Origin of the sequence: Sinorhizobium kostiense (genome assembly GCF_017874595.1) — a bacterium.
GTDB lineage: Bacteria > Pseudomonadota > Alphaproteobacteria > Rhizobiales > Rhizobiaceae > Sinorhizobium > Sinorhizobium kostiense.
Genome location: NZ_JAGILA010000006.1, coordinates 121,471 through 147,040 on the forward strand (window position 1 = coordinate 121,471; position 25,570 = coordinate 147,040).

General features: G+C 58.6%; 20 protein-coding genes and 1 tRNA gene. 15 read left to right on the forward strand and 6 right to left on the reverse strand.

Annotated elements, in window-relative coordinates; genetic code table 11:
• Positions 1-34: 34 nt before the first annotated feature.
• Positions 35-304 (reverse strand): 50S ribosomal protein L27, encoded by a 270-nt coding sequence (gene rpmA, locus J2Z31_RS20380; RefSeq protein ID WP_034852900.1) that lies wholly within the window; start codon positions 302-304, stop codon positions 35-37.
• A 32-nt stretch (positions 305-336) separates the two neighbouring features.
• A complete protein-coding gene (gene rplU, locus J2Z31_RS20385; protein WP_034852898.1) occupies positions 337-714 on the reverse strand; it encodes a 50S ribosomal protein L21 in 378 nt (125 codons plus the stop codon).
• Positions 715-1,033: 319 nt separating this feature from the next.
• Here rplU and J2Z31_RS20390 point away from each other — a divergent pair.
• The 8 genes from J2Z31_RS20390 to J2Z31_RS20425 all read left to right on the forward strand — a co-directional run bounded on the left by J2Z31_RS20390 (position 1,034) and on the right by J2Z31_RS20425 (position 9,784).
• A tRNA-Ser gene (locus tag J2Z31_RS20390) sits at positions 1,034-1,123 on the forward strand.
• A 260-nt stretch (positions 1,124-1,383) separates the two neighbouring features.
• Positions 1,384-2,409, forward strand: a complete 1,026-nt coding sequence (locus J2Z31_RS20395) for a ParB N-terminal domain-containing protein (protein WP_209604007.1) — start codon at positions 1,384-1,386, stop codon at positions 2,407-2,409.
• Entirely contained in the window at positions 2,399-2,800 is a 402-nt protein-coding gene (locus J2Z31_RS20400; protein ID WP_209604009.1) for a hypothetical protein, read from the forward strand. Before J2Z31_RS20395 ends, J2Z31_RS20400 begins: the two co-directional genes overlap by 11 nt.
• On the forward strand, positions 2,790-4,280 hold the full coding sequence (locus J2Z31_RS20405; RefSeq protein ID WP_209604011.1) for a DEAD/DEAH box helicase: 1,491 nt from the start codon (positions 2,790-2,792) through the stop codon (positions 4,278-4,280). The genes J2Z31_RS20400 and J2Z31_RS20405 overlap by 11 nt, the downstream gene beginning before the upstream one ends.
• Positions 4,281-4,302: 22 nt before the next feature.
• A complete protein-coding gene (locus tag J2Z31_RS20410; RefSeq protein WP_209604013.1) occupies positions 4,303-5,325 on the forward strand; it encodes a ParB N-terminal domain-containing protein in 1,023 nt (340 codons plus the stop codon).
• 241 nt (positions 5,326-5,566) lie between these two features.
• Positions 5,567-6,586 carry a DGQHR domain-containing protein gene (locus tag J2Z31_RS20415; RefSeq protein ID WP_209604015.1) on the forward strand — a complete coding sequence of 340 codons (1,020 nt, stop codon included), beginning with the start codon at positions 5,567-5,569 and terminating at the stop codon, positions 6,584-6,586.
• Positions 6,579-8,210: a radical SAM protein gene (locus tag J2Z31_RS20420; protein ID WP_209604017.1), complete on the forward strand. Its 1,632-nt coding sequence runs from the start codon at positions 6,579-6,581 to the stop codon at positions 8,208-8,210. Before J2Z31_RS20415 ends, J2Z31_RS20420 begins: the two co-directional genes overlap by 8 nt.
• Positions 8,207-9,784 (forward strand): ATP-binding protein, encoded by a 1,578-nt coding sequence (locus tag J2Z31_RS20425; RefSeq protein WP_209604019.1) that lies wholly within the window; start codon positions 8,207-8,209, stop codon positions 9,782-9,784. The genes J2Z31_RS20420 and J2Z31_RS20425 overlap by 4 nt, the downstream gene beginning before the upstream one ends.
• Before the next feature lie 664 nt (positions 9,785-10,448).
• On the opposite strand, the gene J2Z31_RS20430 is transcribed toward J2Z31_RS20425, so the two are convergent.
• Entirely contained in the window at positions 10,449-11,840 is a 1,392-nt protein-coding gene (locus J2Z31_RS20430) for a hypothetical protein (RefSeq protein ID WP_209604021.1), read from the reverse strand.
• A 271-nt stretch (positions 11,841-12,111) separates the two neighbouring features.
• On the opposite strand from J2Z31_RS20430, the gene J2Z31_RS20435 reads away from it, so the two are divergent.
• Positions 12,112-13,146 carry a hypothetical protein gene (locus J2Z31_RS20435; protein WP_209604022.1) on the forward strand — a complete coding sequence of 345 codons (1,035 nt, stop codon included), beginning with the start codon at positions 12,112-12,114 and terminating at the stop codon, positions 13,144-13,146.
• Positions 13,147-13,426: 280 nt separating this feature from the next.
• Here J2Z31_RS20435 and J2Z31_RS20440 read toward each other — a convergent pair whose 3' ends face one another.
• The gene (locus tag J2Z31_RS20440; RefSeq protein ID WP_209604024.1) at positions 13,427-15,157 is read right to left on the reverse strand and encodes a hypothetical protein; all 1,731 of its coding nucleotides are present in this window, start codon (positions 15,155-15,157) and stop codon (positions 13,427-13,429) included.
• 636 nt (positions 15,158-15,793) lie between these two features.
• Between J2Z31_RS20440 and J2Z31_RS20445 the strand changes: the two genes are divergently transcribed.
• Positions 15,794-17,416 carry an ABC-F family ATP-binding cassette domain-containing protein gene (locus tag J2Z31_RS20445; RefSeq protein ID WP_209604026.1) on the forward strand — a complete coding sequence of 541 codons (1,623 nt, stop codon included), beginning with the start codon at positions 15,794-15,796 and terminating at the stop codon, positions 17,414-17,416.
• A 208-nt stretch (positions 17,417-17,624) separates the two neighbouring features.
• Here J2Z31_RS20445 and J2Z31_RS20450 read toward each other — a convergent pair whose 3' ends face one another.
• Positions 17,625-18,434, reverse strand: a complete 810-nt coding sequence (locus J2Z31_RS20450) for a DUF429 domain-containing protein (protein WP_234939549.1) — start codon at positions 18,432-18,434, stop codon at positions 17,625-17,627.
• A gap of 62 nt (positions 18,435-18,496) precedes the next feature.
• Complete coding sequence (locus J2Z31_RS20455) at positions 18,497-18,994, reverse strand: hypothetical protein (protein WP_209604028.1); 498 nt, start codon at positions 18,992-18,994, stop codon at positions 18,497-18,499.
• A gap of 446 nt (positions 18,995-19,440) precedes the next feature.
• Between J2Z31_RS20455 and J2Z31_RS20460 the strand changes: the two genes are divergently transcribed.
• The 5 genes from J2Z31_RS20460 to rlmN all read left to right on the forward strand — a co-directional run bounded on the left by J2Z31_RS20460 (position 19,441) and on the right by rlmN (position 25,374).
• On the forward strand, positions 19,441-19,596 hold the full coding sequence (locus tag J2Z31_RS20460; protein ID WP_209604029.1) for a hypothetical protein: 156 nt from the start codon (positions 19,441-19,443) through the stop codon (positions 19,594-19,596).
• Between the two features lie 119 nt (positions 19,597-19,715).
• A complete protein-coding gene (locus J2Z31_RS20465) occupies positions 19,716-19,937 on the forward strand; it encodes a KTSC domain-containing protein (RefSeq protein WP_209604031.1) in 222 nt (73 codons plus the stop codon).
• Positions 19,938-20,318: 381 nt separating this feature from the next.
• Complete coding sequence (locus J2Z31_RS20470; RefSeq protein ID WP_209604033.1) at positions 20,319-21,881, forward strand: alkaline phosphatase D family protein; 1,563 nt, start codon at positions 20,319-20,321, stop codon at positions 21,879-21,881.
• Between the two features lie 131 nt (positions 21,882-22,012).
• Complete coding sequence (typA, locus tag J2Z31_RS20475) at positions 22,013-23,839, forward strand: translational GTPase TypA (protein WP_209604035.1); 1,827 nt, start codon at positions 22,013-22,015, stop codon at positions 23,837-23,839.
• 332 nt (positions 23,840-24,171) lie between these two features.
• Complete coding sequence (rlmN, locus tag J2Z31_RS20480) at positions 24,172-25,374, forward strand: 23S rRNA (adenine(2503)-C(2))-methyltransferase RlmN (RefSeq protein ID WP_408022050.1); 1,203 nt, start codon at positions 24,172-24,174, stop codon at positions 25,372-25,374.
• Positions 25,375-25,570: the final 196 nt, after the last annotated feature.

Below are 25,570 nucleotides of genomic sequence, written 5' to 3' on the forward strand. Positions count from 1 at the left end.
GATGAGACGCCGGCTGTTTTAGAGCGCTACCGGCTTATTCCGCTGCTTCCGCTTTCGGCATTACAGACACGTAGACTCGGCCATTGGCCTTCGTACGGAAGTCCACGTTGCCAGCCGTAAGCGCAAAAATCGTGTGATCCTTGCCGAGGCCGACATTGGCGCCCGGATGCCACTTCGTGCCGCGCTGGCGCACGATGATGTTGCCTGCGATGACGGCTTCGCCGCCGAACTTCTTCACGCCAAGGCGCTTGGACTCAGAATCGCGACCGTTGCGCGACGAACCGCCAGCTTTCTTGTGTGCCATTGGTGTTCTCCTTTAAACCTTCGATCCCGAACTCAGTTTGCAGCTTCAGCTTCAGCGGCGGCTTCGGTCTTCTTCGAAGCCTTCTTCGCCTTGCCGCCGGCCGCAGCGATGTCCAGGATGCGGACGGTCGTCTGATGCTGGCGATGGCCGCGCGAGCGCTTGGAGTTCTGGCGGCGGCGCTTCTTGAAGGCGATGACCTTCTTGGCGCGGCCCTGATCCACAACCTCGGCGCTGACAACGGCACCTTCGACAAACGGAGCGCCGATGGTGGCATCGGCGCCGGCGCCGACCATCAGGATCTCGGTGAATTCGATCTTGTCGCCTTGAACGCCTTCCAGCTTTTCGATGGTGATGACGTCGTTGGCCGCCACGCGGTACTGCTTACCGCCGGTCTTGATGACTGCGAACATTTTTTATCCTTTCATGTTCGGTCCGGCTCTCTGCCCCAGATGAGACAAGGCCGTCTTTTTATCAGTCGTTTCGGTTGAGCGGAGCGCTTCGGGAACCCCTCTTTCGGGAAACCCTGGCCTCCGCCAGTGAACGGGCACAAGCCCGTTTTTGCTGCAGTGCGGGCAGACCACACCACCTCATGGCGCGGATTACGGGAGTCGCCCTTCCTTGTCAAGGCGAAAGCCGCCACGCTGCAGATATTCTTCTTGTCGCCCCTTGCAAGCCGCCGAACTTGCCGCTATGTACCGCCCGCGCTTCATGAGCGCCAACCGGCCCCGCGGAGAGGTGGCAGAGTGGTTGAATGCACCGCACTCGAAATGCGGCATGGGTGCAAGCCCATCGGGGGTTCGAATCCCCCCCTCTCCGCCAGTTGTCTTCTGTCTGTCCTGTAGGGTTCTTCGTCTGATCGGTCACTGACCATCGTCGGGTCCATCACGGAAGATACCGATCTCTCGACAGGAAAGTTGCAGAGGCTTTGGCTTCGCTTAATTACGCATCTGTCCCAACGACGTCGCGGCTCGGTTCGGAGTCGGTTGCCCGTCAGAATCAGTCAGAAATCGGAAAAATTTGAGGAAGTTTTATGTTGCTAGTGCTACTACTGATGGCACTGCAGGGGATGGAGGCTACGCGTGTTCGGTGTACAGCAGCATTTATCAATTTTCGAAGTCGAGCTCGACCGTAACAATCCGCGAATCCGCCGGTTCATAGAAGGGTTCGAAGGTGAACTTACTGACGCTAACATTCAGCTTGCATTGGATATCGGCGGCGACGACGGCGATGGCAGTAAAGGTGTAACCACGGCCGACAAGCTCCGAAACTCGATCTTAGCAAATGGCGGGATCATGCAACCCATCATCGTCTGTCGCAATGATGCCGGAAAATATCTCTGTGTAGAAGGCAATACGCGTCTCTTCATTTACCGGCAGTTTCACGAGAACGGTGTTGCCGGCCACTGGTCCACCATTCCGGCAATCGTACATGAAACGTTGCCGGGCGATGGCATTGATGCGATCAGGCTTCAGGCCCATCTAGTGGGCCCACGTGCCTGGGACGCTTATTCCAAAGCCAAATATCAATGGGAGCTCCACTTCAAGCATTTAATGCCCTTGGATCGGCTTGTCGATCTATGCGGGGGGGACCGTCGGGACGTTCAAAAGTCGATTAATGCGTATGCGGATATGGAAAATCATTTCCGGAAATTGCATCAGCCAGGCGAGTATTACAACACGCAACGATATTCTGGTTTTGTCGAACTTCAGAACAGTAAGGTCAAAACGGCAATTTTCAGAGCGGGATTTTCTCTCGACGATTTCGCTATTTGGTTGAAGGAGAAAAAAATTGAGGGGCTGATTGCAATCCGCCAGCTTCCTCTGGTCCTCGGGGACAAGGCCGCCAGGGCAATCTTTCTCAAAAAGGATATCAAGGCAGCGCTCGATGCCATTGAGCGGCCTGATATCGGGGCCGACCTGCGCGAAGCGAGCTTGAGCCAGCTTGCACGGGCCATCACCGAAAAAGCGGAGAAGATCCCGTTGAGCGAGATCCTGCGTCTCCGTCAGAATCCGGATGACGATGCCATAAGATATCTGCTCGACGCCCTCGACGCACTGCAAAACTTGGCGACCGAATTGCAGCAACGGAGGGATGATGTCGGGTGAGACGCGCGCTCATACGCTTCTCGTCGAGCGGCTTATCGCCCATGTTCAGGCAAAGCATCGTCCGCCGCGTGGGTTGCTGGTGTTGGCCGACCATCACTCCTTTGGCTCCAATCGTCCGCAACAGATAGCGGGTTACACTCCGGACCTTTTTGCCAGTGATCTCCCGGCTACCTTCGAAGTCATTGGGGAAGCAAAGACGATGGCCGATTTACAAAGCGATCGATCTCAACGTCAGATACGGACCTTCCTCGACTACCTATCGCTTCGGCCGCAAGCGAGTTTTTACCTCGTTGTGCCTCCTTTTCAAAGGCAGCGCTCGGCCGCCATTCTCGATATGTTGCGCGTGCCCGCTCATAGTAATGTTCTTGTGGAGGTCATTGATGGAGTCTGAACCATCGACGCGACTGAAACGGAATCCTGCTCTGAACCTTGGTCTACGCCACTTGGGTTTCTTGTATCAGCTGGAGGCTGTGGAAGCCGTCAAGGAACTTCCCTACGCTGCGCTGTTCCATGAACAAGGCCTTGGCAAGACTAAGATTGCCATTGATCTGGCGCTTGAATGGCTGAAAGCAGACGCAGTTGATACAGTCGTATTTGTTACCAAACGGAGCCTTATTCAAAATTGGCAAGACGAGATCAAGGCGCACTCTTATCTGCACCCGACTGTCCTCGATCAAAACCACTCCGGCAACTTCTTCGCGCTAAACTCCCCAAGCCCCGTGTTCCTTGTTCACTACGAGGTATTTCGCACCGAACAACGACGACTGCGGCTGTTCGCGAAAACACGCCGCGTCGGGATCATTCTAGACGAAGCTCAGAAGATCAAGAACCCTGATTCCGATCTCGCCCGGGCGTTCCACGCTGTCGCTCCGGCCATGAAACGCCGTATCATCATGACCGGCACCCCGGTGGCAAACAGACCTTACGACATCTGGTCGCTGATCTATTTTCTCGATCAGGGGGAATCACTCGGTCCTGATTTCGAAGCTTTTAAGAATGGCCTGGATCTTGCCAACGACCTTTGGGCCAACGAGAAGCGCAGGAATGCATTTGAGGACGAATTGGGAGAGCTCTTCGACCGAATAGGCTCATTCGCAGTGCGCGAGACCAAATTGACGGCAGGGATCCAGTTGCCAGATAAGCGGATAGAAAACGTTGCTGTCGAAATGAGCCCGCGCCAGCAGGCGCTTTACGAAGAATACCGGACAGAGCTTGGAGCATCCATCGTCGTTGGCGACCAACAGACGCTCGACGATGCCGAAGAGAGCCTAAAACGTCTGTTGCGATTAGTGCAGGTGGCATCAAACCCGCTGCTCGTCGACGAGGCTTACACGGAAATTCCGGGGAAATTCGCGAGGCTGCGCGAGCTTGTGATGCAGGCGGTCGACGCACGTTCCAAAATCATCGTTTGGACCAGTTTCGTTAAAAATGCCGATTGGCTTCATGGACGTCTTGCGGAGTTTGGCGCTGTCAAAGTGCACGGTGGTGTGGAGATTTCAGATCGCAATGACGCAATTTCCGCCTTCAAGGGCGACCCGTCCGTGAAAGTCCTTGTTGCCACGCCCGGGGCCGCCAAGGAAGGGCTAACGCTGACCGTTGCCAACCATGCCGTATTTTATGACCGTTCCTTCAGTCTCGACGATTACCTTCAGGCACAAGACCGGATCCACCGGATATCGCAGACGGACACGTGTTTCATCTGGAACCTGATCTCCTCGGCATCGATCGATGAATGGGTCGACTCGCTGCTTGCCGCCAAAAGACTGTCAGCACAACTTGGACAGGCTGATATCAGCAAAGAAGAGTATCGTAGACTTGCAAATTACGACTTCGGCAAGATGATCAGGGAAATTCTGGGCCTAGAGCTTTAGCAGGGAGTACGGTGAGGAAGGAATGCTGAACAAGATTAGCGAACAGGGCTCGGTCATTTTGCGCGGCGAGGAGATTGCCACGCGGACGCTCGATATAGATGTCAGAAAACTTAAGTTTTATGTCGATAATCCGAGAATCTATTCCTTCATGCGGGCGGACGGCGTTCAGCCGACGCAGAGCGACATTCTGGCGAAGCTGCAAACGCTCGAGCACGTCAGGGAACTGGTCCAGGATATTCGCGTGAACGGTGGTCTCATAGACCCGTTGATTGTTCGCGATGGCGACTTCGTTGTCTTAGAGGGCAACAGTCGGCTCGCCGCTTACCACCATCTGTTCGTAGAGAGCCCCGTCCAATGGAGCAAGGTCAGATGTACGCTGCTGCCCGCTGACATCGACGAGAAATCTGTCTTTGCTTTGCTCGCGCAGTACCACGTCAAGGGAAAGAAGGATTGGGCGCCGTATGAAAAAGCTGGCTTCATATACCGACGATTTAAAAATCAGAAGGTCGATATTCCGGCAATCGCCAACGAAATCGGGTTGACTAAGGACGAGGCAAAGCATCTCGTCGCTGTCTACGAGTTCATGATCGAGCATGGCGACGGTGACCGGGATCGCTGGAGCTATTACGACGAGTTCCTGAAGTCGCGAAAAATCCGGAAAGTTCGGCAAGAGGTCGCCGGCTTCGATGACTTCATAGTCAGCGAGATCCAAGCGGGTCATTTCGGAAAAGCTATGGAGCTGCGTGATAAGCTTCCTGTCATCTGTACGGCTAACACCAAAATCGTTAGGCGATACATGGACGGGACGTACGCTTTTGCCGAGGCTCATGAGGCCGCCATTACCGCCGGCGGCGAAAACCACGTGCTAAACAAACTAATGCGCTTCAAGAAGTGGCTTGTGGAGGCGTCGACTGAGGACGACATCCTCGATGCGCCGAAGCAAATTCGCGACAGAATACAGTATGAGTTAAAGGAGATCGAAAAGAAATCCAGGAAATATAAAGAGCTAATCGAAGCACGTAAGAACGATATCGATCCTCAATAGGCACGACAACTAGGAAATTGTCCAGGTCAGGTTTCGATCTCCAGCCACTTACTTAATATGCTGAGTTACAGGCATGACTTACTGGCAAGATGCTTGGCTTCCAGAGGATAGGCATATAAATTTCTCGGACGTCAGAAATTCCGTCGTGTAACATTTTGTGATCGCAGAATCAGTCGAAGTTTGATATCTGCATTCCAAGCGCAGCAGATTTGCAGTCAATCGCTGCAGAATTGGAGTGGGAGTGACTTCGCCGACGATCTTTTCCTGCATCAAAGGCGCGTCTGCCGGCCAAGAGGTCCTTCTTGGTTTCGCTTCGGCGCGAGACCTGCACGCCTTTAGCTTCGCTGACGTCCTCGACCAGGTAACGGGTCGGGGCTATCAACGCCGTTTCAGCCCGCAGCACAGCCTGGATTTCCGCCGCTATATTCAGAAGCCCGGCAGCACGACCATCCCTTTGACATTCAATCTGCGCCCGCGGCGAGACGGTGCTTGGTCAGTTCGCCCTGGCCCTAAAGGGTTCTACGAGCTGGTTCTGCAAAATGGCGCTCGGGTCCTGTCGCAGGTCGATTGTCAGCATCGGCTTGGCTATCTCGCGGATCAGGACATCGAACTACCCTTTATGTGTTTCATCGGCCTCGACGAGCGCGATGAGACGGCGATATTTGACGTCATCAATGGTAAGGCGAAGGGGCTTTCAAAGAGCCTTCTTGACTATCACGACGCGCAGCTTTCAGAAAATCTGAGTGCGGAGCGGCCCGAGCTCTTCATCGCGCTATTCCTGAATAGCGACGCGACTTCGCCTTGGTATCAACGTCTCGACCTGGGAGGCGAGGCTACCTCCGGGCTTGAGCGGCGTGCTTCGCTCCGGACAATGCAAAAGGCGGCAAAGCAGTTCGTGAAGCGAGTTCGCGGACATCACCCCATCACAGCCGAGGACGCTGCCCTCGCCTCTCGCAACTTCTGGATTGCGGTTGTCGAACTGCTACCCCTGTCGTTTACCAAGCCGCGCAATTTCCTCGTCACCAAGGGTATCGGCGTCTACGCCCTTATGGAAATTGCCGCCGACATGGTGTGCGAACATCCGGAGACAGTTCCCCAACCGTCATATTTTGCCTCTCTGCTCGGGGATTTCGTCCCCCAATTCGACTGGACAAACGCTGGCCCTTTGCGTGGGCTCGGCGGTCAAGGGGGGGTCAAAGAAGCTTTATGCATTATTCGCGATGCGCGCCGTCGTGCGCGGTTGAAGGTTGCCAATGGCTAACAAGAACATTTTGCTGATCGAGCCCGGCTATAAAAACAAGTACCCGCCACTCGGGCTCATGAAAATCGCGCAATACCACGGCCCGCGTGGCAAGCGCGACAGAGTGCGATTCATCAAGGGGGAGGACCGCTCGGTCCTGAACGAGGCGTGGGACCGAATTTATGTAACGACCCTCTTCTCGTTCGAGTATCCCAAGATTTCGCAAGCCATCGACTTTGCACTGGAGGTCGCCAACGGTCAGGCGGACAAAGTTTTCGTCGGGGGGATTGCGGCCTCACTCATGCATGAGCGGTTTCTCGACGAGCGGCGCTGGCATGGAATTCGTTTCATCAAGGGACTGCTGTCCGAGGCACCCGCCGTCTCTCTGCAGCTGGATGATTTTGCGGAGGAGCTGTACTCCAGCGACACGAGCGGCCGGCCGATTGAAGACCTTGTTCCGGATTACGACATCCTTTCGCAGATCGATTATCGATACCCCGTTCGTGACGCCTATTTCGCCTATACCTCCAGGGGCTGCATCAGGAAGTGCCATTTCTGCGGCGTGCCCAAGCTCGAGGGGATGCAGCGTGACACAGAGTCACTCACCGATCTCGTGCGTGCAATCGACGAACATTATGGTCCGAAGAAGGATCTGATCCTTATGGACAATAATGTGGTCGCCTCGCCGCGGTTCAAGGAGATCATTGCCGAAATCCGCGATCTGGGTTTTGTGCCTGACGCGAAGCTTCTCAGACCAGGCGCCAAAGTGGCGGTCCAGCGCAGGGTCGATTTCAATCAGGGTGTCGATGCGCGCATCCTTTGCAAAGACCCGATGTACCTGCGCGAGTTGGCGACTATTTGCCTGAAACCATTGCGGATTGCCTTTGATCATCTCGGCGTCAGAAAGCCTTATGAGCAGGCCGTGCGCTACGGTGCCGATTTTGGTCTCACGGAATTGTCGAACTACATGCTGTACAATTTCCATGACGGGCCGGAAGATCTGTTCGAGCGCATGCGTCTCAATGTTGCGCTGAACGAAGAACTCGGAATACGGATCTGGTCCTTTCCCATGCGCTATCAACCGACGAACCGGCCCGACCGTGGTCATATCGGTGAAAAATGGTCCCGCTACCAACTCCGCTCAATGCAAATCATCTTGCAGGCGACCCATGGCATCGTCAGCGGCGCGCCCGAATTCTTCAAGCGCGCCTTCGGCGACACATTCGATGATTATGCGCGAATTTTGCTGTTGCCACACGACTTCATCTTCAATCGAACGTGGTATGAGCGCTACGATCCTGACCAGAAACTTTACGAATTCCAATCCGAATTCAAAAAGCTACATGCCGACGAGCGTGCAGAGCTGTTGGAGCTTCTGTCGTCGCGGGATCCGCGCGAATTCGTGCTGCTGAGCGATTGCGCCTCAAGCGAGCGTGTACGCAGGGTATTACGGTTCTATGTTCCGGCCTCAAAGGATGAGCTGGCGTCAATCTGGACGAAGCAGAAAGAGCTGGTCAGGCTGGAATCGGTATCCGACCTCGGACTTGCTGAAGATGAGCGCGTCGAGGACGCTGGCCTTGACTACGAAGACGAGAGCCCCGCACAGCCTATTCCGCAGCGGCGCATGGAGAGGATTACCGCATGACAATCGAGTCAATGTCGCGCAGCAGCCGCGCGGCTTTCATTGCGTCCAAGGAACAAGGCACGCTCGAACCTATCGACGACATCATCGTCGGCCGCGATGTGCTCGAGCTTGTATCCAGCGCAATGTACATCGATCCAATGACGGTGTACCGCGAGTATGTGCAGAACGCCGCGGATGCCATTGATGATGCGCGCCGGACCGGTGTTCTTTCGCCCGGGCAGACGGGCGACGTTTCGATCACCATTGACTCGAACTCCAGAACCATTCGCATTCGTGACAACGGGACCGGGATCTCGAACGAGGAATTTGCCCGTAAGATGACCACGCTCGGAGCGAGCGCAAAGAGGGGTACAAACGCTCGTGGGTTCCGCGGCGTTGGACGCCTCGCGGGTCTTGGTTACGCCCAGGAGGTCATTTTTCGCTCCCGCGCCGAGGGCGACCAATCGGTGCACGAGCTCACATGGGATTGCCGGAAGCTGAAGACCGCGCTCCGGCAGGGTGCTGGTGATATCGGTGACCTGATAAGAAGCGTTGCCACGCTCCGGAAGCGCGAGGCTGCTGATCATCCAAGCCGGTTTTTCGAAGTCGAGATGCGGGGGGTAATAAGAATAAGAAGCGACCGGTTGATGAGCCCGGCCGCGGTGGAGGAGTACTTGGGGCAAGTGGCACCCGTTCCCTTTGCCCCGGATTTTAGCTTCGGTCATGATATCCGTTCTGTCCTCGCACCGGTCGTCGAACTTGGTGAATTGAACATCCAAATCGAAGGAAATGAACGGCCAGTCTATCGTCCCCACCGGGACGTTTTCATGCCGGATGGAGTGAAGACTGTAAAATTCGACCGCCTGTCGATTAGCGAAATCAACGGCATGGAGGGCGAGCTAGCAGCGATCGTCTGGATTCTTCACCACGACTACGAAGGCGCTTTGCCGAATGCGACTGGTGTGAAGGGCCTGCGGTTACGGTGTGGCAATGTCCAGATTGGTGACCATAATCTGCTGGAAGAGCTCTTTCCTGAGCCGCGGTTCAATAGCTGGGCAGTCGGAGAGATCCATGTGATCGACCGAAAGATTGTCCCAAACGGACGGCGCGATAATTTTGATCAGAACGCTCACTATCACAATCTCGTCAACCAGCTCACGCCGGCCGCGCGCGAGATCACCCGTCTTTGCCGGACCAACTCAATCCGGCGAAACTGGCTTCGCGATATTGAGGTGCAAAAGCAATCCGTCAACCAGATTATCGATCTCTTGGAACAAGCCGTCATCAGCGCCGACGAGCAGGCGAAATACGTCAGCAAGGGAGCGGATTGCTTCGGCCGTCTCGAGAAAGCCCTTCAGAGAAAGATCGTCAGCGATCAGGAGATTGCCGAAATGTCGGCGGAGATTGCACTACTCCGGTCGCGCTTCGAGCTTGTCGGCAATGCGGCCGACACACCCTCGTCGCTCGCCATGCTCGGCGAGCAGGATCGGCGATCTTTCAGCCGCTTTTGCGAACTTCTCTACGAGTGCGCGCCGAACCAGGCCTCAGCGAAAGTGCTGGTCGACAAGATGTTGGCGCGCCTGTCGGGCTCGTGAGGCGTCGGGTAACCAACCGAGAATCCACTTGCCCCATCAATCCGGCTGAAGGAATGTGCACGAGCGCCAGAGCCGTTCGCACATCCGCTCCTGCTCGATTGCGCGCCGCAAGGCGTCCAGGAGTTGCTCCGGAGTCCGGATCGTCGTGGACCCTTCACCACCGTTTGATGCGCTTGCGTTTACCGATCTCGGCGTCGTGATCTCCGCGACATAGCGGAAGCGCTGTGCCGGCTTTTGCGAAATGCGCATAAGAGAGTCGCGTTCTTTGGCGCGGCCGCGATTTGACACCAACTTTTCATTTCGTGGTAGGAGGGACCTTAGTTTAACTTCGATCCCTACATTGAACGAATCAGCTGCGTGGGTTACATTGTTCGGCAAACGTTCTCTTTTCTGAGAAAGATCCATGCCGCGAGTCACACCCCTACAATCATACTCCGCGTGGATTGCGCAGCTCAACAAAGCTTGGCGCTCAGCAGATTTGCGTCAGCAATTCGAGAAAGAAACAGGCCTGAAGCCCTTGCTGGTCGGAAACAGTCTTGCGGTAGAAGAACAAGCTTCTTCGGGCGCTGCGGCGCGGTATCACTACGAGTTTAGGCTTTGGGTGACGAAGCGGCTCGGGCTGGAAGATGTGGCCCCTGAAGAAATCAGAGGCCAGCTCAGATAGCTAGGTGCGTTCGACTGCCTTTATATAAAGATCAGTCATCACGGCAACCCCGTCCAGCAGTTTTGATTTACTCTTTTGACCAGCATAAAGGGTTTCGATAGCTGCAGTCATTTTTTCTTGTCGTTTCCGTGCGCCTTCAGCCAAGGCCTTCTGAGTGTCCCGGATTGAAAGCATTTCCCAGCTGGCGGCGGCGCCTTCCTTAAGATGTTCGACGGCATCAAAGGTTGAGACTATGTTACTGAGCCCAGGAACTTGGCCCGCGATATCGCGAGACAAATCTGCACCGACCCGTATAACCCGCTGCTTCGCTTCGCGCTGACTTTTGGTAGTGTAGTTCGGGAGTTCATGTGCTATGGCGTCGGTGAACTGGTTGTGCAGATTGGTGACCGTTTCAGCGATATCATCCATATCGATGCTCTCAAGGTCCAGCTTGCCACTGGAACGGGCGACTGACATGACCTTACGGATGGTTTTCTCGTATTCGTCTTGGAAACCTTGCTCGCGAAGTGCTTCGCTCAACTCGTGAGCGGTCTTGAAATTTATCGTATCGATGATGATGTCCCCCGCTATCAATCCCTGTACGGCTGCCAAAGCAGTTGCGGCAAATGCGTCCAGAAAGATCGCTTCATCGGACAGCTGTGCCCCTCCATCGACGGATCGAGCCGCCAGTATCATATCGGCCGCTTTGTAGTCGGATAGCGGATGCAAATCCGTCCCGATCTCGCAATTGACGACAGCTGCTCCGATCTGGTGGTAGCTTGCTGTCACGAACGCGTTCAGCACACGCGCGGCTGACTGCGAGCCGACATTCAGCAGCTCGCGGACGTTTGCACTTGCACTCATATCCGCTTCCCGGATTCGGCCAACAAGTTGCTGCCTTGCCTTGGCATCAAATCCCTGTGTGGCGAGTTCAATGGATATGCGCGAAGCGTCGTTCGTGAGCCCGGCGATCAGTAGGCCGCGCAAGTTTTCCCCGACGTCCCCTAGTTTCCACGGAAGAACACGCTTCAGCGAACTTCTCAGTTTCGCCAGATGCTCATCAATCCGCGAGTTTTCAATTCCCGCTGCAACGAGATCCTTTTTGTTGCGCGCGACCAAGAACTCCAACTCCGTTTGATCCTCGCGAAACGCCGGCAAGATGCCATTTCCTTCAAACAGTCCGGTATCATTTTCAAACAAAGCGATACCCACTGGCGACACGAGATACAAACTGTTGAGTGTAACCAATCCCTTGGTGATGAGTTTGACTTTGAGCGCGCGCCCCGCAATCTCGACGCTCCCTTTGTGGTCGTCCGAACGGTAAAGAGCGGGAAAAAGATCGGTCGAATAGACCCGCGGGCCAAGGAGCCCTTTGGCTTCCACCACAGTACGGCCGTCGAGAAAGTTAGTCACGGTGCCCCCGATTTCATCAGTGTAACGGAATCTGATTCTTCTAAACTACCCAAGATAGAAAAGCGAGGGCTCGGAGCCGAGGAGCGGATACGCACATTTGCCACGGAGCCGGGCTCCCCGGTTCATCTGCGCGTTCGACCCAGTAGCGGAGGGGCTTGCGTCACTGAAAATCTACTTGAGCAGGCATTCGCCCATCAAAGGTTTGCGTTTTCACACGCCCTCTGCCCGTTTACGATTAGATGTGACTCGGCCTAAATTATCGGTAAAGTTGATGCCCCTGACACTACCTCGTCGCCTTCAAGTCAAGCTCCGTGATAGCGCCAACCGCGCCATTTTTGATTCCGCATTCCATCACGGCAAGGTGCCCTCAAATGAAGTTGCGTGGCTCAGAAATTTCGTGGACGACGCTGTTCCCTATATCCAGGCAGAGTGGCAGCACCTCTTCTCAGGAACAGGTGCCACCGCACATCTGTCTGGTTTCGTCTGCCACGGCCACCCTTGGGTGAACTTCTCAAGTAATCCAACTTCCTGCGAGCTGGGTGATTTCTTACTCGTGCATGACCATGAATGTTCAAGCGGTGGTGTAGAGAGGCAAGCAGCGCTAGTGCAGGCGAAAATCTTTCACGATCGCGGTGGTGTTACAGCCCGCAATGCTCTGCAGCTCGCCCTCTATCAGGGATGGCCGGCCTTCAATTATGCCTCGTGGCCAAATGGCATGCCGGCGCTTGAAAGCGTGTTGCGGAAGAAGGGATTGTACACTGATGCCTTGTCAGCCTACCGCCGGGACCTCCGCGTGACGGGTACGGCCCATGCACCAACCGATGCGGAGCTTGACCGCAGCTGCAGGTACGGAATGATTCAAGTGGATTATGCACGGAAGTTTTATTCTTCCAATTACCGCAGAAATCCTTGGCGTATGTGCAGCGCATATTCTCGCCCGGACGTCTACACGACGTTAGACGGCTTTCGACTTGGTACTTATCTTACTCGGCTCGTGCGGGGTGATGCAGGTCGGCCAGCACCTCAAGTCGCTTGGCCTACCTCGATGAGTTCAGCATGTCATTGGTCGTTGGTGGTCAACGAGCTAATGACACTGAAGCCGGCGCACCAAGCAACTATCCTGACTGCACATTCTCTAAGCGCCGCAGCAGTGCAATCCCAACGAGAGAAGCAGCCGGTTCCCACATTCGATGGTGACCGAGAGAAAGAGCCTACAAGGCCAAAAGCGTTCGAAAGGGAGGGCGGCCTGGTAATCTTGCACGTGCAAACACGAGGGGAGTACGAAGAGCGTCCCGTCGACGACTGAGGAAGGCAAATATCATTGAGTTAGGGGAGACCGGCGGCTCAGTTCCGGTGATGAGGATAAGCTTGGATTTCGTTGAGGTTGCAAAACGGAGCTTGTGCTAGGCGCGTTTTGACCGACACTGCCAGTGCCACTCACTTGCGTGGGCTGATATCGTCCGCCTTCGGCTGCTGGCATGCAGGGAAAGCATCTTCTCGGCCTCTCTCCTGCGCCGGTCTCGCTCACGTGCGGCGATGGCCGCCATCCGGTGACACTACATCAGAGGCCACCCGCTGGTTGCGTTCTATTCGGAGACGGGAGCCGCGTGGCGAATTGAAAGCAGAAGGCACCCGGGAATAGCAGCTACAGCCTCCTCGAGGCGCTCCGAGCCAACATCACAGACGTCTAGGAGATCCTCCTCACCGGGGAGTAGTTCGTATATTTCGAAGCCATGCTCGTCGACTCCTACAGGCTTTTGATCCCACCACTCTGCACCGATAGTAGTCGAAATAGAGGACATGGGGTCTCCGGTGTCGCCATTGACATAAGCCTGAATCTCAACCTCTCGATCGACGGGCAGATAAGGGTCATATTCGTGCTTACGTTTACGGGCCTCCGTTAGCACTTGATCCGGCAGGATCACCCTCGATAGCGCTCGAAGCAAATTGCGCGAGGTGACGGAGAGATTTGGCATTGCCGGATAGGAGTTGCTGCGCTGCGCTGTGAGATCGAACTCAGCCTCGAAGTTGTCCTGACCGGATAGCCGCGTTTCATCCAGCATCCTTCCAAATGCAACAGCTAGAGCATGGTGTGCCGCAACCATCCGGGGAGTGATGTGTGACGAGCCGCCCAGTTCGTCCCAGAGGGCCTCGCGTTCGCGCAGCACGAGGTAAGCCTCGATGCGATCAGCGACTCGCTTCACCCTGAGAGCATGAAAGTTCGCGATCCTGGTGCTCCGATAGGTGCGGAGCTTGAAGTACCGGTCAACTCTTGAGATAGGCAGGTCGTAAAGCGAAGCCCAATCGAGTGTGCGTTGGAATAGCTCCAGACCGGTCAGATTGGGATCGCGCCATTCGTCGAAGAGATACCGTGCACCGGCGAAGCGCCGGGAGGGCTCCGGATTGGTGTCTAGCGGAGCATAAGCTCCATCTCGCCCAGTTAGGCCGAGCCAGGTTGTGGCCTCGTCATAGGCGAGGTCCGACATCGAGAGCTGGATGTCATCCGAGGGCAATGCTTCGTCTGGAGTCGCGAGACCGAGCGGTCGGATGATTGTGCGTGCCGGAATTCTGGCATCAGCGGTTTCGTCGGCGGTCTTGGGTGTCGGCGTAGTTCGCGGTGTGACCGCGCTATCGGGAACGAGTTCTTCCGAACTGTCCGGATCGAAGCGGTAGATGCGGCGATATTCGCATCCAAGCATCTCTGTCGTGTTCTCTGAAAGCGACAGGCCTTTGATGCCGCGGGAGAGAGCAGTTCTCACGTTGCGGCGGTCATAGTTCTCTTCAGCGCGAAGGTTTCGGAAAAAATCATTTCGCCACGACCGCGGCACTTCAGCGGCAATCTTCGCGTGGGCCAGGGCGACCTCGTCCCGCGGTGACGTTCGGATTACGATATTTGCCTCGATATCAACATCGCCGTAATTCTCCCGCGTGATGTCAAGGGCGCTTCCGAACAGTCGAAGTTCGGATACCCGTGCAATGCGGGTCGCATCGGCGTTGATTGTCCGAGCTCTATCTATGACCGTAGCGATAATCGAGTCTACCGCGTCACGTGTTATCCGGGGCCCGAGGTCATCAGCGACGAGCCGCAGCGCGTGGTCGGTGAGGTCCCAGTCTTTGCCTCTTGGCTGGTCGCCAACCCAGTCGAGATAACCCGCCGTCGCCAGTTCGCGCAGGAAGGCGTCAGCATCTTCGGCGGGGCACTTCATGTGATCGATGGCGGTGGCAAGAAGTAGGCGGCTATTTGTCTTGCGGTGACTCTTGAGGAGATCGCGGATGACTTTGAGATCTATGCCGGGAACAGTTGGATGCTTGGACATGGCTATATTGCGTGCGATCAGGTACAGGAGAACTTCGGGGGCCAATCTGCGACGACGGTGCGGGCCAACATGACTCTGAAGCATCGCCCTCGCATGAGTATTCTATCTATCGACCTCCACCAGAGGTTGGTTCATAGCTAATTATGCCAGCAACTGACAGGCGAGTCGAGCCGCTGAAAGTTGGTTGACAATGCAAATGGCGAGTTGCGTTCAAAACAATTAAAGCGGAGAGACCAAGCTTACCGCTTGCGCGCCCGCGCCGGGCGCTACAAACTTTTCGCTTGTTCTCGCGCCTGATTGCACATCATCAATAGCCACCGCAATCACTTCAGGGCCGCCATCCTCAAAAACGGCCTACAGATAGCCGGGCAATCTTGAATGTCGAAATGGAATGTCTTCATGCGATGCCGTGCGTGCGCCATCATGCTTGCTTGCGGCATATCTCTTCGCCGCGCGGTCGCGTGCACTTCATGCGCAAGGCTCTGGCGCATGCCGGAAAGAGCGGCAGGCGTATCGTCGCCGCCTTCATCGCCACGGCGTTTGCCCAGGACACACCCGAGGCCGCGTCAGGTTCGCGTGACAGCCGCCCCCGTCCATGCCATAGGGGTGCCCGCAATCAACCAGGCCGACTTCCCCATGATCCGAATCGATAATATCAGCAAGTCCAACAGCCACCGCATCCTCTACATCGAAGCCTCGGCGGCGTTGAACCGTGGCGAGAAGATTGGGCTTGTCGGCCCCAACGGGGCTGGAAAGACGACGCTCTTTCGGATGATCACCGGCGAGGAACTGCCCGACGAGGGGCAGGTCTCGGTCGAGAAGGGCATGACCATCGGCTATTTCGATCAGGACGTCGGCGATATGGCCGGACGGTCGGCCGTTGCCGAGGTGATGGAAGGGGCGGGACCGGTAAGCGCTGTCGCGGCGGAGCTGCGTCAGCTCGAGGCGGCGATGTCGGATCCGGACCGGATGGATGAAATGGATCAGATCATCGAACGCTATGGCGAGGTGCAGGCGCGCTACGAGGAGCTCGATGGCTATGCGCTGGAGGGGCGTGCCCGCGAGGTTCTGGCGGGCTTAAGCTTCAGCCAGGAGATGATGGACGGCGATGTCGGCAAGCTTTCGGGCGGCTGGAAGATGCGCGTGGCGCTCGCCCGCATCCTGTTGATGCGCCCCGACGTCATGCTGCTCGACGAGCCGAGCAACCATCTCGATCTCGAAAGCCTGATCTGGCTGGAAGAATTCCTGAAAACCTATGACGGCGCGCTTCTGATGACGTCGCATGATCGCGAGTTCATGAACCGGATCGTCACCAAGATCATCGAGATCGATGGCGGCACGCTGACGACCTATTCCGGCGATTACGGCTTCTATGAAGAGCAGCGGGCGCTTAACGAGAGGCAGCAGCAGGCGCAGTTCGAGCGCCAGCAGGCGATGCTCGCCAAGGAGATCAAGTTCATCGAACGCTTCAAGGCCCGCGCCTCGCATGCCGCGCAGGTGCAAAGCCGGGTGAAGAAGCTCGAAAAGATCGACCGCGTCGAGCCGCCGCGTCGGCGCCAGACGGTCGCCTTCGACTTCCTGCCGGCGCCGCGCTCCGGCGAAGACGTCGTCAATCTCAAGAATATCCACAAGGCCTATGGCAGCCGGACGATCTATGACGGGTTCGACTTCATGGTGCGCCGGCGCGAACGCTGGTGCATCATGGGCATCAACGGCGCCGGCAAGTCGACACTGCTGAAGCTCGTCACCGGCACCGCGACGCCGGACAAGGGCAGCGTATCGCTCGGCGCCAGCGTCAAGCTCGGCTATTTCGCCCAGCACTCCATGGACCTGCTCGACGGCGACAGCACCATATTGCAATGGCTGGAGGAACGCTTTCCGAAGGCCGGCCAGGCGCCGCTGAGAGCATTGGCCGGCTGTTTCGGCTTCTCCGGCGATGACGTCGAGAAGCGGTGCCGCGTGCTCTCCGGCGGCGAGAAGGCGCGGCTGGTGATGGCCGCAATGCTGTTCGACCCGCCGAACTTCCTCGTCCTCGACGAGCCGACCAACCACCTCGACCTCGATACGAAGGAAATGCTGATCAAGGCGCTCTCGGCCTATGAGGGCACCATGCTGTTCGTCTCGCACGATCGCCGGTTCCTGTCCGCACTTTCCAATCGGGTGCTGGAGCTGACACCGGAGGGCATCCAGCAATATGGCGGCGGCTATGCCGAATATGTCGAGCGCACCGGTCAGGAGGCGCCGGGCCTGCGCGGGTGACGCCGTCTGTTTTCGCCCTCATGCCTGTGCTTGTCACAGGCATCCAGCAGCACCGCGTGCGCGCGGAAGAGTTTTTCAGCCCAAGGACTTGGGCTGGCTGGATTCCTGTGACGCGCACAGGAATGAGGGGCGGACAGGAATGAGGGGCGGGGGGAGAGTTGCCACCGCCAACCGGCGAGCAGCAGCAGGCTGATGTCGTGTATTGTGGTTAGGACATGAGAGGCGCTCGCGTCTGCCGTGCGGCCCGGGCCAAAGGCCGGCTGCACATTTGAGCCGCCCTGTTCTCCGCCAGCGCCCGCCTCGCCCAATCCGCCCAAAGCTCCGCCGGCGGCAGCCAGATCCAGCCGCCAGCCTCGTCGCCTATGGCCTCCGCCTTGCCGACCGCGGCACATGCCGCCGTCATCAGGCAGATCCAGGCGGCCCGCCTTTCATGGTCGCGCTCGTCCGTCAGCCTCTGAAGCACGCGGTCATCGCTCCAGCCGATGAACTCCAGCAGCTTCGCAAAAACACCGCTCTCGACCGCATGGTCGTACAACCAGTCGAACTTCTTGCGCTTCGCCGCCTGCGACGTGCCAAACCGCTCGTCCCCAAGCAGGACGCCGAGGAAGGCATTCGGGAAGGCCTCGATGATCGCCGTGCTGGGAATGACGGCTTGGCCGATCGGCGTTGCGGCGGCGAGGTGGGTGACCTGCGCCGCCGTCTCGGCGGCGGCTTTTCTCAGGGCCCGGCCGTAGCCGTGATGGCTGAGGACTGGCTTGCAGCGGGTCTGGAACGCGCCGCGGATGAAGAGGCGCTCGCAGAGGCGGGCGAGGTCGTCGGGAGCGTCCGGCGGCGTCAGGGGACCGTCGATGGCGATCACCGAGAATATGGTCGCGGGCGGGATCTTCTGCTGTCGGCGCTCCCAATCGGTGTGGGTCTTGGCGGCGCCGAGTTCGCCGGCAACGCTCCAGGCGATGCCGGTGGTCGGCCGCGATTTCGAAAAGCCGACGTCGATGCCGAGCAGTCTGTCGAAGCTCATGTCTTTCCCTCGCCTGCCCATGCCGCGGCGGTGGCCGCTTGGAGTGGTGCAGCCGTTACCGCTTATTTCATTCCCCCCGCATTCTCCCGCAGCCAGCGTTCCAGTGCCGCGATCACCGCCAGCCGCAAGCTTGCATTCCAATTGAGCGCGCGGGCGAGCGCCCGCCCGTCGGAGGCAAAGCCTATTTCGTGCATCACGTCTGCCGGGGTGATCTTCCGTCGCGCCATGGTCGCCCTGATTTCGGCGATTGCCGTCGGAAGCAGGTAGCGGCCGCTGGCGATCGGCATCTCCTCGGGTCGCGCCCGCGCGGATCGGGATCGGCGTGCAATCTTGCTTTCTGGAAGGCCGCCAAGCCAGGTGAGGAAGGCGTCGCGTTCGGAATCGGTTGCCTTCGCCCAGGAGTTCTTGAGCTTGTCGAGCCGGCTTCGCTCCGGCTTCAGCCCGGCAAGGACGAGGGCCTTGCGGAGCGACGGAATCCGGCCGGAGAGAAGGGCGTCGTGGACGTCCGGGAACTCGGCCTTCAGCCGCCGAAGGTCGTCATCGTCGCGCTTCTTCGTCATTCTCGTCTTCCGATTGATCTTTCACCGCGCGCCCTACCAGACGCCACAGTACTCGACAGCAGCCTTCTGCGGCTCGCCAGTTGAGGTACGGCAAGGCATCACCTCCTATCCTCATTCCTGTGCTTGTCACAGGAATCCAGCCAGCCAAGTCCTTGGCTGAAAAACTCTTCCGCGCCGCAGACGCGGCGCTGCTCTCATCCCTGTGACAAGCACAGGGATGAGGGCGGGAAAAGCATCCGCCAAACCTGATGACGCTGCCGTCGTGTACTGTGATCAGGTACGCGAAAGTCGCTGTAGCACTTTGGATGGCCGCATGTCTTTGTTCTTGCATCGGGATCGATAAGGAGACATGTGGGGAGGCCTTGCCCCTCAAGCTCTGCACAAGTCAGCCTTCCTAAGGTCGCGCCGATGAGCCGCAATGGGCGCGGCCAAGAAGGAGACGATGGATGTCCAACGACGTGGAACATTATAGCGACCCGCAGGATGCGATGATCGCCCAGTTCCTCATGCACAATGACGGCGACGAACTGACGGATATCCTCGTTGCCGCTCTCGAAGACGCCTTCCGCATTCTCGGCGACGAATTCCAGACGATTCATTGAGCGGCCCGAGAGGGGACGCTCGGCCGCCAAGGCTCTGCCAGGGCTGGCCGCATCTGTATAAGGCGGTGCGATTGTTGTAGAATAAGAGGGGCTTCTGGACTCCAATCGGGGAGACGCCGATGTCTATGGTCAAATCATCCGCGGTCCTTGACTCTTCCGCCATCCACGACGTCGCCTATGACGTGCGCCATCGCACCTTGACGATCTGGCTCCTCGGTAATCGCCGGCCGTACCACTACCTCGATGTGCCGCTGCAGGTTTACGAGGAACTGCTGCATGCGGAATCCGCCGGCCACTATTTCAACGAGCACATCCGCCACCATTACAAATACATGCATTGAAGATCGCTGACCGCCATTCACCGCACACGACAGTAGCGTAGTTGGGTTTGGCGGATGCATCTCTCGCCCTCATCCCTGTGCTTGTCACAGGGATCCAGCAGCGCCGCGTCTGCGGCGCGGAAAGAGTCTTGTCAGCCCAAGGACTTGGTTTGGCTGGATTCCTGTGACGAGCACAGGAATGAGGATCGGAGGAGGCCTGCCGTGCCGCAACCGACAGCAACGATAGGCTGCCGTCGTGTACCGTGGCAGGCAACGAGCTTCACAGAACTGTCGCCAAACCGTCCGAATAGTTTCATGCCGCTGTTAAGCCGCTGACATGCGGCTCGCCAAAGGTCCGCTCGCGAGAACCGACGATTCGCGAGATGGCACCGGAGGCAGAATTTGGCGGCTGTTCGACATAGGCTGACGCGACGTTCCTTCCTCTTTTCCGCCGGTGCGGCGGGATTTGCCGCCTCCTCCGGCGTTGCCACTCCCTTCTACGCCCGCGGTTTTGGCCGGCCGGAATTCCTGCATGGGGTGCAGTCCGGCGATGTCGACACGCAATCGGGGATGATCTGGACGCGGGTCGACCGGCCGGCGCGTGTCTCGGTCGAATATTCGACGACCGAGAGCTTTGCCGATGCCGTCCGGCTCGCCGACATCGATGCGACACCCGGGAGCGACTGCGCGGTCAAGTGCCGGCTCGACAATCTGCTGCCGGACCAGGACATCTTCTACCGCTTCATCGCGACCGATCTTTATGACGGCAACCGCGTATCCGAGCCGGTCGTCGGCCGCTTCCGCACCGCGCCCTTGCGCCGGCGCTCGGTGCGCTTCGCCTGGTCCGGCGACACGGCCGGCCAGGGCTGGGGCATCGACGAAATCGGCATGAAGACCTATTCGACCATGGCGCTGCACGAGCCGGATTTCTTCATCCATTCCGGCGACACGATCTATGCCGACAATCCTATGCCGGACGAGATCAGGCTCCGCGACGGCGGCACCTGGAAGAACCGGATCGTGACGCCGGAGAAGCGCGACGTCGCCCGCACGCTCGAGGAATATCGCGGCCAGTGGAAATACAACCTGCTCGACGAGCATGTGCGCGGGCTGAACGCCGTCTGCCCGACCTTCTATCAGTGGGACGACCACGAGGTTTTGAACAACTGGTCGGCCTCGACGGACCTTCGCGACGATCCGCGTTATCCGGAGAAGGATGTTGCCGTCTACGCATCGCGTGCGGCGCGCGCCTTCCACGAGATGACACCGATCCGCAGCTTCCCCTCTGAGCCGGGGCGGATCTTCCGCAAGATCGCCTACGGGCCGCTGCTCGATGTCTTCTTCGTCGACCTGCGCTCCTATCGCGGCCCCAACCAGGGGGAAGGGGACAACGGTCTCTTCGGCTGGCGGCAGGCGGACTGGCTGAAGCGCGAGCTTGCCGCCTCCCGCGCCACCTGGAAGGTGATCGCCTGCGACATGCCGATCGGCCTCGTCGTCTGGGACGACTATTCGCAAAAGCGCGGCTCGGATGCGATCGCCAACGGCGACGACGGCCTGCCCAAGGGCCGTGAGAGGGAGTTTGCCGATCTCCTGCGCTTCATCCGCGACCAGGCGATCGACAACATCGTCTGGCTGACGGCCGACGTGCATTATACGGCGGCGCATCACTACGACCCGTCGCGCGCTGCCTTCAAGGATTTCCTCCCCTTCTGGGAGTTCGTCTCCGGGCCGCTCCACTCCGGCACCTACGGGCCAAAGGAGCTCGACAGGACCTTCGGTCCGGAAGTCCGCTTCATCAAGGCCTCCGGCGGCGGCATCGACAGCAACCTGCCGCCGTCCGCCGGCCTGCAATTCTTCGGCCTCGTCGACATCAGCGGCCAGACCGGCGAAATGACAGTCCGGCTCATGGACCGGCAGGATCAGGAGCTCTGGCGGGTGACGCTCCAGCCGGCGGCCGTTGCATGACCCACGCGTTTGCGCAACCCTCATCTGCGCGCCGGCCCCTTTCGCTTTTGCGAAAAAACCTGTATGAGCCCGGCAACTGAAAAAGCGGTGCCCGCCCTGTCGCGCGTGCCTGAACCTTTCCGAGAGAAAAAATGAGCATTCGTAACATCGCGATCATCGCGCACGTCGACCATGGCAAGACGACGCTCGTCGACGAGCTCCTGAAGCAGTCTGGTTCGTTCCGCGAGAACCAGCGCGTCGCCGAACGCGTGATGGATTCCAACGATCTCGAAAAGGAACGCGGCATCACCATTCTCGCCAAGGCGACCTCGGTCGAGTGGAAGGGGACGCGCATCAACATTGTCGACACCCCCGGCCACGCCGACTTCGGCGGCGAGGTCGAACGCATTCTGTCGATGGTGGACGGCGCGATCGTGCTGGTCGATGCATCGGAAGGCCCGATGCCGCAGACGAAGTTCGTGGTCGGCAAGGCCTTGAAGGTCGGCCTGAAGCCGATCGTTGCGATCAACAAGATCGATCGGCCGGACGGTCGCCACGAGGAAGTCATCAATGAAGTCTTCGACCTCTTCGCCGCGCTGGATGCGACCGACGAGCAACTCGACTTCCCGATCCTCTACGGTTCGGGTCGTGATGGCTGGATGAACGTCAATCCCGAAGGTCCGAAGGACCAGGGAATGGGACCGCTGCTCGATCTGGTTCTGAACCATGTTCCCGAGCCGACGGTGGCGGAAGGACCGTTCCGCATGATCGGCACGATCCTTGAGGCAAATCCCTTCCTCGGCCGCATCATCACCGGCCGCGTCCACTCCGGTTCCGTCAAGCCGAACCAGGCCGTGAAGGTTCTCGGTCAGGATGGCAAGCTGCTCGAAACCGGCCGGATTTCCAAGATTCTCGCCTTCCGCGGCATCGAGCGCCAGCCGATCGAGGAGGCCCATGCCGGGGACATCGTCGCAATCGCCGGCCTCACCAAGGGCACCGTCGCCGACACTTTCTGTGATCCCTCCGTGGCCGAGGCGCTGAAAGCCCAGCCGATCGATCCGCCGACCGTTACCATGTCCTTCATCGTCAACGATTCGCCGCTTGCCGGCACCGAGGGCGACAAGGTGACCTCGCGCGTCATCCGCGACCGGCTGTTCAAGGAAGCGGAAGGCAATGTGGCGCTGAAGATCGAAGAGTCCTCCGAGAAGGACTCCTTCTTCGTCTCCGGCCGCGGCGAATTGCAGCTCGCGGTGCTGATCGAGACGATGCGCCGCGAAGGTTTCGAGCTTGCCGTTTCGCGTCCGCGTGTCGTCATGCACAAGGACGAGAGCGGCCAATTGCTGGAGCCGGTCGAGGAAGTCGTCATCGACGTCGACGAGGAATATTCCGGCGTCGTCGTGCAGAAGATGTCGGAGCGCAAGGCCGAGATGGTCGAACTGCGCCCCTCCGGCGGCAACCGCGTCCGCCTCGTCTTCTTCGCGCCGACCCGCGGCCTCATCGGCTACCAGTCGGAGCTTTTGACCGACACGCGCGGCACGGCGATCATGAACCGCCTGTTCCACGACTATCAGCCCTATAAGGGCGAGATCGGCGGCCGCATCAATGGCGTGCTGCTCGCCAACGAGCCGGGCGAGGCCGTCGCCTATGCGCTCTTCAACCTCGAAGACCGCGGGCCGATGGTGATCGAGCCGGGCGAGAAGGTCTATGAGGGCATGATCATCGGCATCCACACCCGCGACAACGACCTAGAGGTCAATGTGCTCAAGGGCAAGAAGCTCACCAACATGCGCGCTGCCGGCAAGGACGAGGCCGTGCGGCTGACGCCGCCGATCAAGATGACGCTGGAGCGGGCGCTCTCCTGGATCCAGGACGACGAGCTGGTGGAAGTGACGCCGAAGTCGATCCGGCTCAGGAAGCTGCATCTCGACCCGCATGAGCGCAAGCGCTTCGAGAAGGCCCGCACCGCCGGCGCGGCGTAAGGCTTGGACGATCACGGGAAGGGGCGAGCAAGGCCGCCCCTTCCCCCGACAGCGCCGCCGCAAAAGGCCGAGCTCGCGGCAGCTGGATGATGGGCTTTCCGCCGCGAAAGCCAGCTCCTCGTGACTCGCGGCCGAAAGAATGCTAAAGCGCCGGGCAAATTCGCAAGCCGGCGCGCCCTTCGAGCGCTTAATCGAGGGAGCGCTCGATCGCGGCTCGCCAGATTTCAATTCGCGCATCGGGAGAGAAGCCGGAACAGCCTTCCGGACGGCCCTTCGCTATACGACAGGACATCACGCGCATGCCGGCGACGGAGATCTTGAACAGGGCGGACATGGTCAAGGCGCCGGAGGTGCGGGCTCTGCCGCAAACGGAGAAGCCTTCGCTGATCGGGCTGTTGCGCGAGGAGATGGCGAAGGCGCTCGTCGAAAAGGGCGTGCCGGAGCGGCAGGTCAAGATGCGGGTCAGTCAGCTCTGGCACTGGCTCTATGTGCGCGGCGTCTCCGATTTCGACGAGATGACCAATGTCTCCAAGGACATGCGCGAAATGCTGAAAGAGCATTTCACGATCGCCCGGCCGGAGATCGTCGAAGAACAGGTTTCCAATGACGGCACGCGCAAGTGGCTGTTGCGCTTTCCGCCGCGCGGCGCCGGCCGGCCGGTGGAGATCGAAACCGTCTATATCCCCGAGGAAGGCCGCGGCACGCTCTGCATTTCGAGCCAGGTCGGCTGTACGCTCACCTGCTCCTTCTGTCACACCGGCACGCAGAAGCTGGTGCGCAACCTGACGGCCGAGGAAATCCTCGCGCAGCTTCTGCTCGCCCGCGACCGTCTCGGCGACTTCCCCGAACGCGACACGCCACAGGGCGCGATCGTGCCGGCCGAAGGCCGCAAGATCACCAACATCGTCATGATGGGCATGGGCGAACCGCTCTATAATTTCGAGAACGTCAAGACGGCGCTCCTGATCGCCTCCGACGGCGACGGCCTGTCGCTGTCGAAGCGCCGCATCACGCTCTCGACCTCCGGTATCGTGCCCGAGATCTATCGCACCGGCGAGGAGATCGGCGTCATGCTGGCGATCTCCCTGCATGCGGTGAAGGACGAGCTGCGCGACATGCTGGTGCCGATCAACAAGAAGTATCCGCTGAAAGAGCTGATGGAGGCCTGCCGCGCCTATCCGGGGCTTTCCAATGCGCGCCGCATCACCTTCGAATACGTGATGCTGAAGGACGTCAACGACAGCCTGGAAGACGCCAAGGAACTGGTGAAGCTATTGAAGGGCATTCCGGCGAAGATCAATCTCATTCCCTTCAACCCGTGGCCGGGCACCAATTACCAGTGCTCGGACTGGGAGCAGATCGAGAAATTCGCCGACTTCATCAACCAGGCCGGCTACGCCTCGCCGATCCGCACCCCGCGCGGCCGCGACATCCTCGCCGCCTGCGGCCAGCTCAAGTCGGAATCGGAGCGCATGCGCAAGGTCGACCGCCTTGCCTTCGAGGCGATGATGATCGCCAACCACGGCGAGGATTGAGCGGGCACTACACCCCCCTCTGGCCTGCCCTCCTCCGCAGCAGCTGCGCTGCAGCTGCGGAGGGTGGACCGGCCAGAGGGGGCTATGGGGCGAATGCGGATCAATGGGTGTAGGATCAAGAAGTTTGATGGGTGAAGCTGTCCCCGTCGATTGATTCGGCCCTCCCGCTCTCCTAAGAAGCGGCCAAAATCATCTG